General features: G+C 72.6%; 17 protein-coding genes. 4 read left to right on the top strand and 13 right to left on the bottom strand.

Annotation, left to right across the window (positions count from 1 at the left end; translation table 11 throughout):
• Positions 1 to 20: 20 nt before the first annotated feature.
• A complete protein-coding gene (rsrA, locus tag RWK90_RS11480; RefSeq protein WP_314037770.1) occupies positions 21 to 347 on the bottom strand; it encodes a mycothiol system anti-sigma-R factor in 327 nt (108 codons plus the stop codon).
• Positions 347 to 1024 (bottom strand): sigma-70 family RNA polymerase sigma factor, encoded by a 678-nt coding sequence (locus RWK90_RS11475; RefSeq protein WP_314037769.1) that lies wholly within the window; start codon positions 1022 to 1024, stop codon positions 347 to 349. The genes rsrA and RWK90_RS11475 overlap by 1 nt, the downstream gene beginning before the upstream one ends.
• 105 nt (positions 1025 to 1129) lie before the next feature.
• On the opposite strand from RWK90_RS11475, the gene RWK90_RS11470 reads away from it, so the two are divergent.
• Positions 1130 to 1684 carry an aminoacyl-tRNA deacylase gene (locus RWK90_RS11470; protein ID WP_314037768.1) on the top strand — a complete coding sequence of 185 codons (555 nt, stop codon included), beginning with the start codon at positions 1130 to 1132 and terminating at the stop codon, positions 1682 to 1684.
• On the opposite strand, the gene RWK90_RS11465 is transcribed toward RWK90_RS11470, so the two are convergent.
• Positions 1681 to 2484: an SOS response-associated peptidase gene (locus tag RWK90_RS11465; RefSeq protein WP_314037767.1), complete on the bottom strand. Its 804-nt coding sequence runs from the start codon at positions 2482 to 2484 to the stop codon at positions 1681 to 1683. The two genes, RWK90_RS11470 and RWK90_RS11465, sit on opposite strands and share 4 nt — an antisense overlap.
• A 40-nt stretch (positions 2485 to 2524) precedes the next feature.
• Between RWK90_RS11465 and aroA the strand changes: the two genes are divergently transcribed.
• Together aroA and rsgA are read left to right on the top strand one after the other, a co-directional pair.
• Positions 2525 to 3844 carry a 3-phosphoshikimate 1-carboxyvinyltransferase gene (gene aroA, locus RWK90_RS11460; RefSeq protein ID WP_314037991.1) on the top strand — a complete coding sequence of 440 codons (1320 nt, stop codon included), beginning with the start codon at positions 2525 to 2527 and terminating at the stop codon, positions 3842 to 3844.
• 9 nt (positions 3845 to 3853) lie between these two features.
• Positions 3854 to 4903, top strand: a complete 1050-nt coding sequence (rsgA, locus tag RWK90_RS11455; RefSeq protein ID WP_314037766.1) for a ribosome small subunit-dependent GTPase A — start codon at positions 3854 to 3856, stop codon at positions 4901 to 4903.
• Positions 4904 to 4943: 40 nt separating this feature from the next.
• Here rsgA and RWK90_RS11450 read toward each other — a convergent pair whose 3' ends face one another.
• The 4 genes from RWK90_RS11450 to RWK90_RS11435 all read right to left on the bottom strand — a co-directional run bounded on the left by RWK90_RS11450 (position 4944) and on the right by RWK90_RS11435 (position 8609).
• Positions 4944 to 6062, bottom strand: a complete 1119-nt coding sequence (locus RWK90_RS11450) for a ferredoxin reductase (RefSeq protein ID WP_314037765.1) — start codon at positions 6060 to 6062, stop codon at positions 4944 to 4946.
• A gap of 106 nt (positions 6063 to 6168) precedes the next feature.
• Positions 6169 to 6690: a DUF6912 family protein gene (locus tag RWK90_RS11445; RefSeq protein WP_314037764.1), complete on the bottom strand. Its 522-nt coding sequence runs from the start codon at positions 6688 to 6690 to the stop codon at positions 6169 to 6171.
• Positions 6691 to 6787: 97 nt separating this feature from the next.
• Positions 6788 to 8194, bottom strand: a complete 1407-nt coding sequence (locus tag RWK90_RS11440) for a wax ester/triacylglycerol synthase family O-acyltransferase (protein ID WP_314037763.1) — start codon at positions 8192 to 8194, stop codon at positions 6788 to 6790.
• Positions 8195 to 8198: 4 nt separating this feature from the next.
• Positions 8199 to 8609 (bottom strand): HAD-IA family hydrolase, encoded by a 411-nt coding sequence (locus RWK90_RS11435; protein ID WP_314037762.1) that lies wholly within the window; start codon positions 8607 to 8609, stop codon positions 8199 to 8201.
• A gap of 216 nt (positions 8610 to 8825) precedes the next feature.
• Between RWK90_RS11435 and RWK90_RS11430 the strand changes: the two genes are divergently transcribed.
• The gene (locus tag RWK90_RS11430; protein WP_314037761.1) at positions 8826 to 9368 is read left to right on the top strand and encodes a hypothetical protein; all 543 of its coding nucleotides are present in this window, start codon (positions 8826 to 8828) and stop codon (positions 9366 to 9368) included.
• Between the two features lie 29 nt (positions 9369 to 9397).
• Here RWK90_RS11430 and secA read toward each other — a convergent pair whose 3' ends face one another.
• The 6 genes from secA to mtrA form a co-directional block, all read right to left on the bottom strand.
• Positions 9398 to 12175 (bottom strand): preprotein translocase subunit SecA, encoded by a 2778-nt coding sequence (gene secA, locus RWK90_RS11425; RefSeq protein ID WP_314037760.1) that lies wholly within the window; start codon positions 12173 to 12175, stop codon positions 9398 to 9400.
• 165 nt (positions 12176 to 12340) lie between these two features.
• Positions 12341 to 13039, bottom strand: coding sequence for a ribosome hibernation-promoting factor, HPF/YfiA family (gene hpf, locus RWK90_RS11420; protein ID WP_314037759.1), 699 nt, complete (start codon positions 13037 to 13039; stop codon positions 12341 to 12343).
• A 238-nt stretch (positions 13040 to 13277) separates the two neighbouring features.
• Positions 13278 to 14066 (bottom strand): ComF family protein, encoded by a 789-nt coding sequence (locus RWK90_RS11415; protein ID WP_314037758.1) that lies wholly within the window; start codon positions 14064 to 14066, stop codon positions 13278 to 13280.
• 4 nt (positions 14067 to 14070) lie between these two features.
• Positions 14071 to 15801, bottom strand: coding sequence for an LpqB family beta-propeller domain-containing protein (locus RWK90_RS11410; RefSeq protein ID WP_314037757.1), 1731 nt, complete (start codon positions 15799 to 15801; stop codon positions 14071 to 14073).
• Positions 15798 to 17525 (bottom strand): MtrAB system histidine kinase MtrB, encoded by a 1728-nt coding sequence (mtrB, locus tag RWK90_RS11405; RefSeq protein WP_314037756.1) that lies wholly within the window; start codon positions 17523 to 17525, stop codon positions 15798 to 15800. The genes RWK90_RS11410 and mtrB overlap by 4 nt, the downstream gene beginning before the upstream one ends.
• A complete protein-coding gene (mtrA, locus tag RWK90_RS11400; RefSeq protein WP_396230327.1) occupies positions 17522 to 18202 on the bottom strand; it encodes an MtrAB system response regulator MtrA in 681 nt (226 codons plus the stop codon). The genes mtrB and mtrA overlap by 4 nt, the downstream gene beginning before the upstream one ends.
• Positions 18203 to 18334 lie beyond the last annotated feature (132 nt).

Raw genomic sequence — 18334 nt, 5'->3', positions numbered from 1 at the left:
CCCCTCATCGTGTCCGCGGGTCAGGTCAGGTCGCGGCGCTCGACCGTCGTGCGCTGGTGCACCACCGTGGTGCCGTCCGCGTCCGTCGTGGTCACCGTGGTACGCCGGATCTCCACCATGAGACGCTCCCGCAGCCCGGACGGCGCTTTCTCACAGCACGAACTCGAGATCTTGGCCTTGAGACGGCGCTCCGACAGGAACATCTCGCGGCAGTCCGGACAGCCGGCGAGATGATGCTCGAGGCGCGACCGGCACGCGTCGTCACACTCGAGGTCCACGAGTAGCGACAGGTCCCGCATCGCCGCCCGGCAGTCGATCTCGTCGAGGCGCGGATCGTGCTCTCTCATCACTTCGCCCCCTCCTCGCGGTCACGGCCGAAACCCCGCTCGGTGGCGACATCCCGCAGGAGCTCCCGCAGCTGCTTACGGCCACGGTGGAGACGTGACATCACGGTCCCCAGCGGGGTGTCCATGATCTCGGCGATCTCCTTGTACGGCAGGTCCTGGACGTCGGCGTAGTAGACCGCCATCCGGAACTCCTCGGGCAGTTCGGCCAGCGCCGCACGGATCTCGTCGTCCGGCAGCAACTCCATGGCCTCGACCTCCGCCGAGCGCAGGCCCGTCGAGGTGTGCTCGGCCGCCGCGGCGAGCTGCCAGTCGGTGATCTCGTCGGTCGGGTACTGCGCGGGTTGCCGCTGCCGCTTGCGGTAGTGGTTGATGTAGGCGTTGGTGAGGATGCGGTGCATCCAGGCCCGGAAGTTGGTCCCCTGCTTGAACGAGTGGAACCCGGCGAACGCCTTGGCGTAGGCCTCCTGCACCAGGTCCTCGGCATCGGCGGGATTCCTGGTCATCCGCAAGGCGGCGCCGTACAGCTGGTCGAGAAGCGGCATGGCCAGCTCCTCGAACTGCTCGGCGCGCTGGTCGGCCTCGTCGGGCTGCAACTCGGTCGGCAACCGGAACTCCTCACCTGTCGATGTCCCGGAGTCTAACCGCACACCCGGGGCGTCGAGGACCGCGGTCCGCATCGCACCCTCCTTCCCGTCCCCGGACCATCCCGGGGCACTCGCACAGGATCAACGCCCACCGCCACCTCGGTATTCCGACCCGGGCGCGCACTACGCTGACCCACCGTGGCGAAGAAGAGCGGGCGGGGCGGCACGACGGGCGGGCGCGGTGGCGCCCCGGCGACCCCCGCGATCGCCGCGCTGCGGGCCGCCGGGGTCGCCCACGAGGTGCACACGTACGACGCGAGCGGTGACGCCGCCTACGGCGACGAGGCCGCCCGCGTGATGGGCGACCGGCTGGGCGTCGACCCCGCCCGGGTCTTCAAGACCCTCGTCCTGGCGACCGGGCGTCCCCCGGCGGGCTCCCGGACCGCCCTCGCGGTGGCGGTGCTGCCGGTGACGAGCTCGTTGGACCTCAAGGCGGCGGCCAGCGCGCTGGGCTGCGGCAAGGCCGCGCTCGCACCGGTCGAGGTGGCGGAGAAGACCACCGGCTACGTGGTCGGCGGCGTCTCCCCCGTCGGACAGAAGCGCGCCCTGGCCACGGTCGTGGACGTCTCCGCGCTCGACCACCCCACCATCCTGTGCAGTGCGGGCCGGCGCGGGTGGGAGATCGAGATCGCCCCGGCCGACCTGGTCCGGGTCACCGGGGCGGTGACGGCACCCGTCACGACGTCCCGCTAGAACAACATCCCCTCGGTGGGATCGACGGGCCGCACGAGCTCCGGCCCCTCGTTGCGGACGTTCGACACCGCCGGGGACACCGGCCGGATCTCCACCGACTCCGCCCACGCCGCCAGATCCCCGCCGGCGCCGTCGACCAGCGCGCGCGGGTCGCCGATCACGGCCGGGTCCAGCCAGTCCGACACCAGGCCCGGCGCCACGACCAGCGGCATCCGGTCGTGGACCCGCCGCAACGACCCCAGCGCCTCGGTGGTGAGGATCGTGCACGACAACTGGGTGAGGGACGGGTCCGCCGGATCACGGCGCGCCTCCCACAGCCCGGCCATCAGCAGTCCGCGGTCACCCGGCAGGCTCATGAAGTACGGCTGCTTGCGCCCCGCCCCGGCCCCCGGCGCCGCCGGCTCGCCGGGGACCCACTCGTACCATCCGTCCATCGGGACCACACAGTGCCGCCGCGCGACGGCGTTGCGGAACGCGGGCTTGGTGGCCGCGGTCTCCACCCGGGCGTTGAACAGGGTGGGCAGGCGCCGGGAGTCCGCGGTCCACGACGGGACCAGCCCCCACCGCATGGCCCGCAGCACCCGCCGCGGCGCCGCCGGGCCCGCGCCGTCATCGAGGCTCTCGCGGGGCACGTCCAGCGTGAGGACGGGGACGGTCGTGGTGGGCGCGATGTTGAAGCGGGGGGTCGTCGGCGCGCTGTCCGGGTACAGCCCGGCGGGCGGGGCCGAGGCCTCGTCGACCGCGTCGAGCTCCATCGCGAGCTGCGCGGGGTCGGAGGAGAGCGAGAACCGTCCACACATGCCGACATCCTCCCACCCGGGTCCGCCGGAAGCCGCCGCGATGGGCGACAATGGCCGGGTGAGTCATTGGAGCGCCCCCGTCGCCACCGCCCCCGTGGACGCCGACGTCGTTGTCCCCGGATCCAAGTCGCTGACGAACCGCGCCCTGCCGCTCGCCGCCCTGGCCGACGGTCCGTCCCGCCTGACCGGGACGCTGCGCAGCCGGGACACCGACCTCATGATCGCCGCCCTGCGGTCCCTGGGCGCCCGCGTGGAGGGCCCCTCGGGGTCCCTCGGGCCGGACGACACCGACCTGCTCATCACCCCCGGGCCGCTGCGCGGCGGGGAGATCGACTGCGGCCTGGCCGGGACGGTCATGCGATTCGTCCCGCCGATCGCGGCCCTCGCCACCGGCGCCTCCACCTTCGACGGCGACCCCGCGGCGCGCGTACGCCCGCAGTCCACCGTCCTGGACGCCCTCCGGGCCCTCGGCGCGCGGATCGACGGGGACCGCCTCCCGTTCACCGTCGAGGGCACGGGCTCGCTGCGCGGCGGCCGGGTGGAGATCGACGCCTCGGCCTCCTCGCAGTTCGTCTCCGGCCTCCTGCTGTCGGCCGCCCGGTTCGACGACGGGCTCGAGCTCGTCCACTCGGGCGCCTCACCCGTCCCGTCGGGCCCGCACATCGAGATGACCCTGGCGATGCTCCGGGAGGCCGGCCTCACCGTCGAGCAGCCGACCCCGTCGTCCTGGCGGGTCGCCCCCGGGCCGATCGCGGCCGTCGACCGGGTCGTGGAGCCCGACCTGTCCAACGCCACCCCGTTCCTCGCCGCCGCCGCCGTGACCGGCGGGACCGTCCGGATCCCGCACTGGCCCGCCACCACGACCCAGCCCGGCGACGCCATCCGCGACATCCTGCGGGCCATGGGCGCGTCCGTGACCCTCGAGATCGCCGACGGGGCCGAACACGGCACCCTCGTCGTCGTCGGCCCCTCCCGCCTCTCCCCCGTCGAGTGGGACATGTCCGCCGTCGGCGAGCTCACCCCCACCGTCGCCGCCCTGTGCGCCCTGGCCGACGGCCCCTCCCGCCTCACGGGGATCGCGCACCTGCGCGGGCACGAGACCGATCGCCTCGCCGCCCTGGCGGCGGAACTGGGGGCCGTCGGCTGCGGCGTCACCGAGCTCGACGACAGCCTCGAGATCACGCCCGCCCCCCTGCGCGGCGCCCCGTGGCGCGCCTACGCCGACCACCGCATGGCCACCGCGGGCGCCATCGTCGGACTGGCCGTGCCGGGCGTCGAGGTCGACGACGTCGAGTGCACCTCCAAGACCCTGCCCGGGTTCACCACGCTGTGGTCCGACATGCTCACCGGACGGGGCTGACGGGCCGCCATGCCGAGCGGACGCGGTACCGGCGGCGCGCGCGGATGGGACGAGTCCGACGTCCGGATCCGGCCCGGCAAGGGCTCACGGCCGCGGACCAAACGCCGCCCCAGCCACGCCGACGCCGCCGCCGCGATGGTCGTCTCCGTGGACCGCGGCCGCTGGGGATGTGTACTGCTCGACGACGGGCCCGGCCACCGCGCCGGGACGCGCGTCGTCGCCATGCGCGCGCGCGAACTGGGCCGCACCCCGGTCGTGGTGGGTGACCGCGTGGGCGTGGTCGGGGACCTGACGGGCGCGCGCGACACCCTCACCCGCATCGTGCGGGTGGAGGAGCGCAGCACCGTGCTGCGGCGCACCGCCGACGACTCCGACCCCTACGAGCGGGTCGTCGTGGCCAACGCCGAGCTGCTGCTCATCGTGGTCGCCGTGGCCGATCCCCCGCCCCGGGCGGGGTTCGTCGCCCGCGCCCTGGTCGCCGCCTACACCGGCGGCCTGGAACCGGTCCTGTGCCTCACCAAGGGCGACCTCGACGACCCGTCGGTGTTCGCCGCCGAGTTCGCCGCCCTCGACGTGCCGGTCCTCCGGGTGGGGGTCGACGACGAGCTGGACGATCTCCACGCCGTGATCGACGGCCGGATCTCCGCCATGATCGGTCACTCCGGGGTCGGTAAGTCGACCCTGGTCAACCGCCTGGTCCCCGACGCGGACAGGGCGACGGGCGTGGTCTCCGGCGTCGGCAAGGGCCGCCACACCTCGACCCAGTCGGTCGCGCTCGAACTGGCCGCCGGCGGCTGGGTGGTGGACACGCCCGGCATCCGCAGTTTCGGGCTGGCCCACGTCTCCCCCGACGACGTGGTGGCCGCGTTCTCCGACCTCGACGAGATCACCGCGGACTGTCCGCGCGGCTGCACACACCAGGGCCCGCCGGCCGATCCCGAGTGCGCGTTCGACACCATCGAGGACCCGGCCGTGCACCGACGGGCGATGGCCGTCCGGGAGCTGCTGGGGGCGCTGCAGTCCAACGACCCGTGGGAGCTGGGCTTCGACCAGGACTGAGGCCGCGCCGCGTGCGGGGCCCCACACGCGGCGCGCGCGGTCAGAGCTTGAGTTCGACGTCCCCCAACGCCACCGACACGCACGTCTGGATCCGCTCGCCGGGGCCGTGATCGGTTCCGTTGCGCAGGTCCCGCACGTGACCCTCGTCCAGGCCCACCACACAGGTCTGACAGATGCCCATCCGGCAGCCGAACGGCATCTGCACGCCGACGCTCTCGCCGCCCTCCAGGATCGTGGTGGCGCCGTCGAGCTCGACGGTCTTGCCGGTGGAACCGTACTTGACCGTCCCGCCCGACGCGCCGGCGTTGCGGTCCACGGTGAACCGCTCGACGTGCAGGTCGTCACGGCCGGTCTCCTCGAAGTGCTCGGTGAGCTCGTCGAGCATCGCCGACGGCCCACACGCCCACGTGGGCCGCTCGGCCCAGTCCGGCACCAGCTCCGCCATCTGCTGGGCGTTGATCCGCCCCTCCTCGCTGGTCACCCGCAGGTGCAGCGTATACCCGGGCTGCGTGCGCTCCAGCGCGAGCAGCTCGTCGTGGAACAGCGCGTCCTCGCGGTCCCGGACCGAGTGGACGTGGACCACGTCGGGGAACCGTTCGTCGGCCGAGCGCCGGTCCATCGAGCGCAGCATGCCCATCACCGGGGTGATGCCCGAGCCGGCGGTGACGAACATCAACTTGTCCGGCGTCGGGGACGGCAGGTGGAAGTCACCGGCCGGGGCCTGGAGGCGGACGATCGTGCCGGGCTCCACGGTGCCGACGATGTGGTTGCTGAGCAACCCCTCCGGCATGGCCTTGACGGTCACCGAGTACTCGCCGCGCCCGCCCGTGGGCGCCGAGGTCAGGGAGTACGACCGCCACGTCCACCGACCGTTGAGCAGGACGCCGATACCCAGGTACTGACCGGGCCGGTACTCCGGGGTGGCGCCCCAGCCCGGCTTGATGACGAGCGTCACCGCGTCGTCCGCCTCGCGGCGCACGGACACGACCTCGCCCCGCAGCTCCCGCGCGGACCACAGCGGGTAGATGAGCGACGAGTAGTCGTCCATCCGCAGCGGGTGCGTCAGACGGTTGAGGAACCGCCGTGCCCCCCGCGGTTCGGGGACCCGCGCGGCCGCCGCACGCATGATGCGGCTGAGTCCGTTCTTCGACTCGGACACTGGTGCCTCCTCGCGCCCGGCCACCCGTGGCCCGGGGATCGGACCGACGCTGCCGGATGATGAACCTACGGTAGCGTAGGTTAGCCGCCGGCGGCACACCCCGGGGTCAGAGCAGGGTCAACAGGAACGGTAGTTCCACGGCGTCGTACCACGCCAGATCCACGTCCAGCGCGTCGCCCACGGTGAGCTCCGCGTCCTCGTCACCGAGGTCGGCACGGTCGACCGCCTCCACCGCGTCGCGGACCAGATCCACCGCGCCCGCCAGGTCCACGTGTACGGCCGCGATGTCGGCCATCGCCACCGTCCCTCCCGTCAGCCGCACCACGGCGGTGTCCAGATCCGGGCGAGGGGTGACCCGCTCGTCCGGCAGGTCCACGCTCACCACGACCCGCCGGTACGGGTGCGCCTCGTGCGCGGTGCCCGAGTCGAGCTCCCCGCCCAGCAGGCGCAGCGAGGCGCGGGCCGCCTCGAGGAAGGCGACGTGCTCGATCTCCTCCGTGTCGCCCTCCGCGTACGACTCGATCAGAGCCGGGGTCGCCGCGAACGCGGTCCCGCTCCGTACGGGCATCTCCCCCTCCTCCAGGAGGGTCTCGAGCATCGTCAGCGTGGCGGGGATGAACAGTCTCATCGGTGGACCTTCCTGGGGCTGGGGAGGGGAGGCGGGGACGCCGGCGGGTCGGTGGTGGCGGTGGCGCCGGTGGGGTCGGTGGGGTCGGTGGGCTTGGTCAACTCGCGGAGCCGGCGAGCTCGGCCAGCGCCGACGAGATGAGCTCACCGATCTCCTCGACATCCGGGACCGCCTGACGGTCGGAGGTGAAACCGCAGTACACGGTGCCGGAGTAACTGCTCATCGACACGGCCAACGCCTGCCCCTCGAGGAGCGCCGGGACGGGGTACACCTCGACCAGCTCGCCGTCCCCCCAGAACACCTTCCGCTGGGGGCCGGGCGCGTTGGTCACCACCAGGTCGTAGCTCTCCGAGGGCAACATGATGGCCGCGCGGGACGCCAACGCGTGCAGGGTGGGCGGCGCGAACCCGGACAGCCTCGCCAGGGACTTCGCACCGACCGCCTCGCGGGGACTGCGCTGCGTGGCGGTCTCGCGCGCGATCTGCGCCAGCCGCATCCGTGGATTGGGCTCCCCCACCGGCATGCCGATGAGCGCCGAGGCGATCTCCGCGGAGGTCACCTCACCGCGCAGGTCCGCGCCGTCCGGCCCGTCGGCCTCGGCGGTCACGGCCATCGGCACGATCGCCCGCAGACTGTCCGAGGTCGCCAGCGGGTGCCCACACGAGAGGATCCACGAGCGCAGGGCACCGCACAGCACCGCGAGCACCACGTCGTTGACGGTGCACGAGTGGGCCCGGGCGATCTGTCTCGCCTCCGGCAGGGGGAACGATGCGAGCCCGACCCGGCTGCCGCGGGGCCGCGTGGTGCGGAACATCTCCGCCAGCCCACCGCCCGGACGCAACACGGACAGGGTGGCCGCCCCGGCGAGGCCGCGGGTGGCCCGCTCCAGCGCGCGCGCCACCCGGGCGGACCGCCGCACCAGCTCCAGCGGGTCGGTCGCGATGGTCATGAGCGCGTCGAGCACCAACACGCCGTCTCCGGGCCACGGCACGGGGGTCCACGTGGCGACCTCGTCGACGTCCGCCGAGGCCCGCTCGTCGGTCAGCAGCACCTGCGCCAGATCCACGGCGTTGGGACCGCCCAGCAGGACGTGGTGGGTCTTGGTGAGGATCGCCAGCCGACCGTCCGGCAGGCCCTCGATCAGGTAGAGCTCCCACAGCGGACGGTCCGCCTCGAGGGGGCGGTCCACCAGCCTCGCCACCAGATCCGCGAGCTGCCTCGTCCCGCCCGGCGCGGGCAGCGCCGACCGACGGACGTGGAAACTCAGGTCGAAGTCGGGGTCGTCGACCCACACCGCCCGGGCCAACCCGAACGGCACGTGCCGGATCCGCTGCCGGTAGCGCGGCGCGTCCGCCAACCGGGTGTCGACGTACTCCATGACACGGTCGATGTCCCACGGCTCGTCGCGGGCGACCAGGGCCAGAGAACACGAGTGCCTGCTCCGGGACCGTGCGGCGTCCCCGAGGAGCAGGTCCGCGTCCGCGGTGGCCAGCCTGGTCGCCACGGTGTCAGACCGCCTCGTCCAACCCGAGCAGCCCTCGGATCTCCACCGCCGCCCGATCGAACACCTGGTAGAACACGCCGATCATGCCGGTCTGCACCGCGCCGAGGATGTTCTCGATCGCGTCGTCGACCATCACGCACTCCCTCGGCTCGAGCTCGAGTCGGCGCGCGGCCTCCAGGAAGGCCTCCGGCTCCGGCTTCTCCACTCCGATCGCGCCGCTGAGGACCACGTGGTCGATCCCGTAGTCCCGGGCGTCCTCGCGGACGCGTTCGGCGCCCGGCCCCTCCGGTTCGTTGCTCAACACGGCGAGGCGCACGTCGTTCGCCCTCGCCCCGGCCAGGATCGACCGCCAGTTCTCACGGTCCTCGTCCGTGCCGTCCAGCACGCCGAAGTAGTCGACTATCAGTCCACGCATGAGGACAGCCTAGGCAACACCCCTCGGGTGTGCAGTAGGCGAGGGGGAACCAGCGGGTCGATCCGGCGCGTCAGAAGGGGTGGAGGACGCGAGACCACCCGGGTCGAGCGCGGGAGGGAGCCCAGCCAGATGACACCGACACCCGTATCACCGCCCATCCCGGGTCCGCGGCCGCCGGTGGCCCCGTGTGCCACCGCGGTCGGCACCACGAGCGCCGTGACGGCCACCCCGGGCGTCGCCGCGGTCGCCGTGGGGGCCGCCGTCCCGGAGCCCGCGGGGACGACGCTGGACGGGCGGATACGCCCGCTCCCGTCGACCGAGCCGGGGCCGGCGGACGTGCGCGGGCGCGAGCCGATCCTCGAGCCGCCGGCCAGACCCGTCCCCGCACCCGACGACGAGGTCCCCGTCCCGGCCCGGCGGGCCGCTCACGCGCTCATCGTCATGGCCCTGGAGGTCGTGGACCGCCGGCGCGCGCCGCAGAACACCCGCGGGGCGTTCCCACCGCACCTCGTGGAGATGCTCCGTACCCTCGCCCGCGTCGGGGTGCCCGGACAGCAGTTGGGCCCCGCCAGGATCCATCGCCTGCACATCCACGCCGCGGGGGCGCCGACACCGGAGACCGGGCCGGGCGGGGAGGACGAGGCCCGGGAGTACGAGGTCTGCGCGACCTACGCGCGCGGGCCGCGACTGTTCGCCGTCGCGGCCCGCATCCGGGTGACCCCCACCGGGGCCGGGTGCGCGGCCCTGCGGTTGGTCTGAGCGTCCCGGCGCGGCGGCCGGGCCGGGGATCAGTCGCGGCGGCCCCGCGAGGCGCTGCGCGCGGCGCGCTCACGACGCTCGGCACGCTGGGCGCGCTCCTGCGAGCGACGCTCGGCGCGGTTGGCTCCGGTGCCCTCGTCGACGAGCTGCGCGTCTCCGGTCTCCGAGGGGCCGGAGAACTGCATCTGGTCCTCGCTCACGTCCCGGCCCGTGCCGGCGGCCTGCAGGATGGGGTTGGCCCCCGCCAGGGCCGCGGCCTGCGCGGCGGACGGACCGGCCATCGCCGCCTGCTGCTGGTTCGCCTGGACCTTGACGTTGAACAGGAACGCGACGGTCTCCTCGCGCACGCCGTCCATCATCGCGGCGAACATGTCGTACCCCTCGCGCTGGTACTCGACCAGCGGGTCGCGCTGGGCCATGGCGCGCAGTCCGATGCCCTCCTTGAGGTAGTCCATCTCGTAGAGGTGCTCACGCCACTTGCGGTCGAGGACCTGCAGCATGACCGAGCGTTCGAGCTGGCGCATCGCGCCCTCGCCACCGATGCCCTCGATCTCCGCCTCGCGCTCGTCGTAGCGGGCGAACACGTCGTCGAGGACGGCGTCCTTGAGGTTCTTGGCGGACAGGTCGCCGGGCGAGCCGTACTCGTCACCGTCGATGATCTCCTGCGCGGTGATCGTCACGGGGTAGAGCTGACGCAGGGCGTCCCAGAGCTTGTCGAGGTCCCAGTCCTCGACGTAACCCTCGGCGGTGGCGCCGTCGACGTAGGCGCTCACCACCTGGTAGATCATCGACTCGACCTGGTCAGTGATGTCCTCGCCCTCGAGGATGCGCTTGCGCTCGCGGTAGATGACCGTGCGCTGCTGGTTCATCACCTCGTCGTACTTGAGGACGTCCTTGCGGATCTCGAAGTTCTGCGACTCGACCTGGGTCTGCGCGTTCTTGACCGCGCGCGAGACCATCCCGGCCTCGATCGGGACGTCGTCCGGCAGGCTCAACCGGTTCATGATCGCCTCGACGGCCGCGCCGTTGAAGCGCCTCATGAGCTCGTCACCCAGTGACAGGTAGAAGCGGGACTCGCCCGGGTCGCCCTGGCGCCCCGAGCGGCCGCGCAGCTGGTTGTCGATACGGCGGGAGTCGTGGCGCTCGGTGCCCAGCACGTAGAGGCCACCGGCCTCGCGCACCCGCTCGGCCTCCTCCTTGGTGAGCGTGCGCATCCGCTCGATCTCGGCGTCCCACGCGGCCTCGTACTCCTCCGGGGTGGTGACCGGGTCGAGGCCGCGCTCGCGGAGGTTGAGGTCGGCGATGATGTCGGCGTTCCCGCCCAGGACGATGTCGGTTCCGCGGCCGGCCATGTTGGTGGCGACGGTGACCGCACCGGGCCGGCCGGCCTGGGCGATGATCTGCGCCTCCTGCGCGTGGAACTTCGCGTTGAGGACGTGGTGCTTGATGCCCTTGCGCGTGAGCAACCGGGACAGGTGCTCACTGCGCTCGACGGAGGCGGTGCCCACGAGCACCGGCTGCTTCTTCTCGACCCGCTCGGCGATGTCCTCCACCACCGCGGCGAACTTGGCCTCCTCGGTCTTGTAGATGAGGTCGGGCTGGTCGGCGCGGGCCATGGGCCGGTTGGTCGGGATGGGCATGACCTCGAGCTTGTAGATCTGGTACAGCTCGGCCGCCTCGGTCTCGGCGGTACCGGTCATGCCGGCCAGCTTCTCGTAGAGCCGGAAGTAGTTCTGGAGGGTGATCGTGGCGAGGGTCTGGTTCTCCGCCTTGATCTCGACGCGCTCCTTGGCCTCGATGGCCTGGTGCATGCCCTCGTTGTAGCGGCGTCCGTCGAGGACGCGACCGGTGAACTCGTCGACGATGATGACGTCGCCGTCGCGGACGATGTAGTCCTTGTCCTTGGTGAACAGCTCCTTGGCCTTGATGGAGTTGTTCAGGTAGCTCACCAGCGGGGAGTTGGCGGCCTCGTAGAGGTTGTCGATACCGAGCTGGTCCTCGACGAACTCCACGCCCTGCTCGGTGACGCCGATGGTGCGCTTCTTGCGGTCCACCTCGTAGTGGGTGCCCTCCTCCAGCAGCGGGGCGATACGCGCGAACTCGGCGTACCACTTGCTGGAGGCGTCGGCGGGGCCGGAGATGATGAGCGGGGTCCGGGCCTCGTCGATGAGGATCGAGTCGACCTCGTCGACGATCGCGTAGTTGTGGCCGCGCTGGACGAGCTGCGCGGTGTCGTGCGCCATGTTGTCGCGCAGGTAGTCGAACCCGAACTCGTTGTTGGTGCCGTAGGTGATGTCGGCGTGGTAGGCCTCGCGACGCTGATCGGGCGTCATGCCGCCGAGGATCGCGCCCACGGACAGGCCCAGGAAGCGGTGGACGCGGCCCATCCACTCGGCGTCGCGCTTGGCGAGGTAGTCGTTGACCGTCACCACGTGCACGCCCTTGCCGGACAGAGCGTTGAGGTAGGCGGGCAGCACACAGGTCAGGGTCTTGCCCTCGCCGGTCTTCATCTCGGCGACGGACCCGGTGTGCAGCACGATGGCGCCGATGATCTGCACCTTGTACGGCTTCTGTCCGAGGACGCGGTAGGCGGCCTCGCGGGCCACGGCGAAGGCCTCGGGCAGCAGGTCGTCCAGGGTCTCCCCGTCGGCCACCCGACGTCTGAACTCCTCGGTCTTGGCGCGGAGTTCGTCGTCGGTCAGCTTCTCCGTGTCGTCGGAGAGCGAGTCCACGTAGTCGGCGAGAGCGGTGTACTTCTTGAGCTTTCGCCCCTCGCCGGCCCGGAGCAGCTTGGAAAGTATGGACACAGTCTCGAACGTCCTCGTGGTCGGGGAAGTGGTCGTGGGTTCTGCGACCTGCGTGGTGACACGCGGGCCCGGGTTCATCCTAGGGGCTTCACGGCCTCCTGACACGCCGAGGGCGGTCCGGTCGGGTGGGACCGGACCGCCCTGGCGGGGTGCTGCGGGAGGCCGTCAGGCCTCGTCGCTCAGGGTGATGAGCCCGTAGTCGAACGCGTGGCGGCGGTAGACGACGGTCGCCCGGCCGGTCTCCGCGTCGCGGAAGAGGTAGAAGTCGTGACCCACCAGTTCCATCTTCTCCAGCGCCTCGTCGACCGTCATCGGGGTGCCGTCGTGCTCCTTGCGTCGGACGATCTGTCCGGGGAGCGAGGCGTCGACGCCGTCGTCGTATTCCACGCCGTCGATCTGGTCGAGCGCCTCGACCGGGGCGGCGTCGGTGGCCAGCTCGGCGGTGGCCTCGGCGACGGACTGCGGGCGGCGGTGCCCCGAGTGGCTGATCTTGCGGCGGGTGCGGGCCTTGCGCATCTGCCGCTCGAGCTTGGCCACGGCCGACTCGAGCGCCGCGTAGAAGGTGTCCTCGGCGGCCTCGGCGCGGGCGACGCCCGGCTTGCCCTTGAGGGTGATCTCGATGCGCTGGCTCATCTTGGACAACCGCGGGTTGTTCTCGTGCAGGAGAATCACGTCGAACCGCTGGATGGCCGGCGACATCTTCTCGATCTTCGCGAGCTTGGAGTTGATGCGGTTCGCGAAGTGATCGGGGACCTCGACATTCCGGCCGCGGATGGTGACCTGGGCCTCGGGAGTGCCGGGATCGTCGGTCGTCGGACCGTCGAAGGTGGCGGGGTCGAGCAGGACTGCGGGGGTCTTCGCCATCGAAGCTCCTCCTCATCGGGCCTGCGGCGGACCGCTGCGACCGATCCGGTGACCGCCCGGATTCCCGGCCGAAGGGACCACCCACATGGCTGAGTGGACACTCTGCGGACACGGTCCACCGGAGCCGACAGGCGGCGAACGTGCTGGTGAACCCGTCCGTAGCCCACCCTACCCCGTGGAACGGACGCCGCACCCGAGTACACGAACCTCGCCGCTCACCGGATGCGTCGGTGCCTGTTCAGGCGGCGGTGACGGCCAGGACACCGGACACCCGCAGGCCCCCGGCCCCGAGGACGGCCACGCATTCCGCGGCCGTGGCGCCGGTGGTGACGACGTCGTCGACGAGCAGGACCGTGGCGGGGGTGGACAGGAGCTCGGCCACGGTGCCCGGGGCGCCGGTCGAGGCGCGCAGGGTGGTCCCCGCGGGTCGGCGGCGGATGCGGCCGGACAGGTTGTCCGTCCGGGCCTGCGCGCCGAGCCCGGAGGCGTCGCGGACCCGGCCGCGGACCTCGAGCAGCGGGGCCACGACCACCGGGCCGGCCGGCGGGGATGCGGTGAGCTCGGCGGCGAGGACGTCGACGATGTCGCGGACGTGGTCGAAGCCCCGTCGGCGTCGGGCGCGCGCCGAGGCGGGGGCGGGCACGAGGACCGTGGGCCGCTCCCCCGCCTCCGCGATCTCCCCGGCGGCACGCAGGTGGTCCACCGCCGTGGCGAGCGCGGCGCCGAGTGGGCGCGCCAGGTCGGATCTGCCCCGGTCCTTGTAGGAGGAGACGGCGCGGGCGGGCGGGCCGGCGTGCCGGGCCAGGGCCCAGGCGGGGACGCGGAGGTCCGCGCGGGTGCGCACGACGATCGGCGGGTCCGCGAGGGTCGCGGCGCATCCGGGGCACCAGCGGTGCCGGGGTCGCCCGCAGCCCGCGCACTCCAGGGGGACGACGAAGTCGGCCAGCGCGGCGGGCCAGGTGTCGCGTCGGACCCGGCGGTGCGTGGCGCGGTCGTGTGGCCCGACGCCCCGGTCGCGGGCGGTCACGTGGTCAGCCCGCGACCACCGGGTCGGCGCGGATCGCGGCCAGGCCGGCGATCTCCCGCCAGTACCTGTCGCCGGTCTGGGCACCGGTGTCGAGGCGCAGGAGGGAACGGCGGTCCACGACGTAGATGTCGCGTCCGGCCGCCGCGACGGCGGTGACCGGTCCGGAGATGTTGCGCTGCGACAGGGGTTCCGCGATGGCCCCGTCCACGGAGACGGTGGCGACGGGCGCCTCGGTGGTGTCGCGGCCGACGACGATGGTGGAGCGGTCCCGCCAGGCGACGGAGGTGGCGGTCTCCCCGAGCGCGCGGCCGACCTGGCGGAAGGTGCCCGCGAGCGGTTGCCCGGTCTCGGCGGAGAGGGAGCCGATGAACACCTTGCCGTCGGCGACCACGGCCATCTGGACGCCGGACTGGTCGATGCGCAGGCCGGTGACCCGGCCGCCGAGGGACCGGATCGGGCCGGCGTCCATCTCCTGGACATCGGGACGGCCGCGCCCCATCCCGATGCGGACGAGGCGCGTGTCGTCGACCATCACCCAGGCCCGGCCGTCGACAGGGTGGAAGGTCGGCCCGGCGAGGCTGCCGGCGGTGAGGATCTCGACGGGGTCGCCGTCGAGGGCGCCCATGAGGACCCGGTTGGCGCCCGCCTCCTCGTCGGTGACCACCATCGCGAGGGCTCTGCCGTTGTAGGACACCGCGGCGCTGCTGCCCCCGCGGACCTCCGACCACGGTCCGCCGGCCGGGCGGGCGCCGCCGGGTTCGAGTCGGACGAGTCCGTCGGCCGCGGTGAGCGCGTAGCGCATGGGTTCGACGGGCGGGTAGGGGTCGAAGTCGCGGACGTCCTCGGTGGTCCAGCCGTCCGCGTAGCGCTCGTCGAGCGGCGCGCCGTCTCGTTCGAGCCGGTAGGGGCCGGGCACGTCCGCGCGGGCGAGGGTCCACACGACCTGGGCGGCGAACTGGGTGGTGGCCTGGCTGCTGAGCACGGGCAGGCCGGTGAAGTCGATCGTGGTGCCGGGGGTGTCGGCGCCGTCGTCCTCGTCCGGCCGCACCGAGACGGAGGCGGGGACCCGGGACAGGACGGAGTCGGTGAGACCGGGGCGGGAGCCCGTGGCGAGGAGGTTGACGAGGGAGTACTCGAGGTCGGTGCGGTCGGCGGCCGTCCACCGGGGGTCGGGGACGAGCGCGTCACCGGAGCCGGAGAGGAAGAACAGGTCGCGCTGGGCGTAGGTGGAGAAGAACTCGGCCTTCTCGATCACCACGCCGGGGGGCAGTTCGTCGATCCGCCACTGCCCGTCGGTGCGGGTGAGGCCGATGGTGACCTCGAGTTGCCCGACCTCCTCGCGGAAGATGCCGCCGGGGTCGAGCGAGCCGACCTTCTCGGCGCGCAGCGTGTACTCGGCGCGGTCAGCGGAGCGGCCGCCCTCGGCGCTGAGGTCGGCGCGCAGGACGATGATGGTCTCCGCGAGGTCGTCCCAGGTCTCGGCGGCCGCGGGGGTGAGGAACTGTCGGGCGGCGGCGTGCCGCTGGTCGGCGATGGCCGCCGCCTTGAGGAAGTCCCGGACCAGGAGGTCCGGTTCCTGGTCGGGCACGGGGGTGGGGACCGTGAGCTCGTCGCCTTCCGGCGCGAAGGTGTCGATGACCTGGGGCGACGACGACGAGGGCAGCGTCGCGCAGCCGGTGGCGGCCAGCCCGGTGGCGCAGGCCAGTGCCACGGCGACCGCCATGAGCCGGCTCATGTCGCGTCCTCCCCCGCTCCGGGGACCCGCTCCAGCGGGGTCGGCGAGCCGGTGCTCACCAGGCGGGCCTCGTCCTCGGGCGTCAGCGGCAGCGGGCTCGAGGTGAGGGTGCCGCCGCGGCGGCGCGGGATGGTGAGGCGGAAGCAGGATCCCTCGCCGGGACTGCCCCAGCAGTCCAGGCGGCCGCCGTGGAGCTTGGCGTCCTCGAGGGCGATCGCCAGGCCGAGTCCGGTGCCCCCGGAGCGACGCACCCGTGAGGGGTCGGCGCGCCAGAAGCGGTTGAACACTCGGGTCTCCTCCCCCGGTTTGAGGCCGACGCCGTGGTCGCGCACCGATACGGCGAGGGCCGCGTCGGAGCCGCGGAGGGTGACGCGCACGGGCTTGGACTCGCAGTGGTCGAGCGCGTTGGCGACGAGGTTGCGCAGGATGCGCTCGACCCGGCGGGAGTCGACCTCGGCCATCACCGGCTCGTCGGGCATGTCGACCTCGACCTCGACGCCGGCGGCCTCGGCGATGTGGGCGACGGTGCCGACCGCGTCGCGGACGGCGTTGCGCACGTCCAGCTCGGCCGTCGACAGCTCGGCCATGCCGGCGTCGTGGCGGGAGACCTCGAGCAGGTCGGTGAGCAGGCTCTCGAACCGGTCGAGTTCGGACTCGAGCAGTTCGACGGCGCGTTTGGTGGGCGCGTCGAGGTCCTCGGCGGAGTCGGAGATGATGTCGGCGGCCATCCGCACGGTGGTCAGCGGGGTGCGCAGCTCGTGGGAGACGTCGGAGGTGAACCGCTTCTGCAGGTCGCCGAACTCCTCGAGCTGGGTGATCTGGTCGGACAGGCTCTGTGCCATGTCGTTGAACGCCATGGCGAGGCGGGCGACGTCGTCCTCACCGCGGATGACCATCCGTTCCTTGAGGTGGCCGTTGGCGAATCGCTGGGCGATCGAGGCCGCCTGCCGGACGGGGAGCACCACCTGCCGGGCGACGATCCACGCGATCGCCGCGGACAGCACGATGATCGCCAGGCCGGCGGTGGCGACGATCCCCCGCATGATCCCGAGGGTCTGTTCCTCGGCGGTGAGCGGGTACACGAGGTACAGCTCGAGGCCGGGGATGGACGAGTCGGTGGGCGTGCCGAGCATGAGGGCCTTGGCCTGCTCGCCACGGAAGTCGACGGTGACGTACTGGTAGGCGATGCGCCCCCGCTGGACGAGGGACTGCAGTTCGGGCGGCACCTCCGCCTGGGCGGGGCTGACCACCTGGCCGCGGCCGGTCTGGTCGGGCACGACGAGGATCGGGTCGAACGTGCCGGCGTGCACGGAGTCGCCGCCGGAGGCGATCCCGCGGTCGCTGATGGCGCTGCGTGCCTGGTCGAGCCGGGACTGCTCGCTGGTGCCCTCGTCGGTCGCGGCGATCTGCGCCTCGACGGTGAGGCGGAGCCGGCCGGCCTGCTCCATGGCGGCGTCGAGCTTGGTCGACAGGAGCTGGGCGGCCATCTGGCTCTGCAGCATGAACGCGATGGTCAGGATCACGCCCATCGACAGCGCGAGGGTGGAGGTGACGACCCGCAGCTGCAGGGAGCGTCGCCACAGGCGCGCGATCCGCAGGCCCAGGGCGGCGGGGTCCAGGGACGACAGCCGCTCGCGGAGGGTCGGGGTCGCGTCGCCGGCGTCCCGGGTGTCGCGCTCGTCCCCGGTGGACGCCACCGCGCCGTCGGGACGAGCGGTGGTCACGAGACCGGGCCCGCCTTGTAGCCGACGCCGCGGACGGTGAGGACGACCTCGGGGTTCTCCGGGTCCTTCTCGATCTTCGCTCGCAGGCGCTGGACGTGGACGTTGACGAGCCGGGTGTCGGCCGAGTGCCGGTAACCCCACACCTGTTCGAGCAGGACCTCGCGCGTGAACACCTGGCGGGGCTTGCGAGCCAGTTCGACCAGCAGGTCGAACTCGAGCGGCGTGAGCGGGATGGGCGTGCCGTCGCGGGTGACCGTGTGCGCGGGCACGTCGATGGTGACGTCGCCGATGTGCAGCACCTCGCTCGGCTCGTCCTCGCCCCGGCGCAGGCGCGCGCGGATGCGGGCGACGAGCTCCTTGGGCTTGAACGGCTTCATGATGTAGTCGTCCGCGCCGGACTCCAGACCCAGCACCACGTCGACGGTGTCGGTCTTGGCGGTGAGCATGACGATCGGCACCCGGGACTCGGCGCGGATCTCGCGGCAGACGTCGATCCCGCTCTTGCCCGGCAACATGAGGTCGAGCAGCACCAGGTCGGGCTGGACGGACCGGAAGGTCTCGATGGCCTGTACACCGTCGCCGACGATCTCGGTCTCGAACCCCTCGCCCCGCAGGACGATGGTGAGCATCTCTGCCAGTGCGGCGTCGTCGTCGACGACGAGGATCTTGGGGGTCATTGTCACCACTTGTGTCGGCGTGTCGGGTCGGCTTCGTCAGGCGCACCACCGTCGGCACGCACCGCGGGTCGTGTTCCTGCCGCTCCCGACCTTACCCGGCGGCTCCGACTCATCGGGGTACGGCGCGGCGGG

It is taken from the genome of Dietzia sp. CH92 (genome assembly GCF_032248695.1).
GTDB lineage: Bacteria > Actinomycetota > Actinomycetes > Mycobacteriales > Mycobacteriaceae > Dietzia.
Note: the sequence above shows the minus strand (reverse complement) of the source record. Positions and strands in the feature narration are given on the sequence as shown.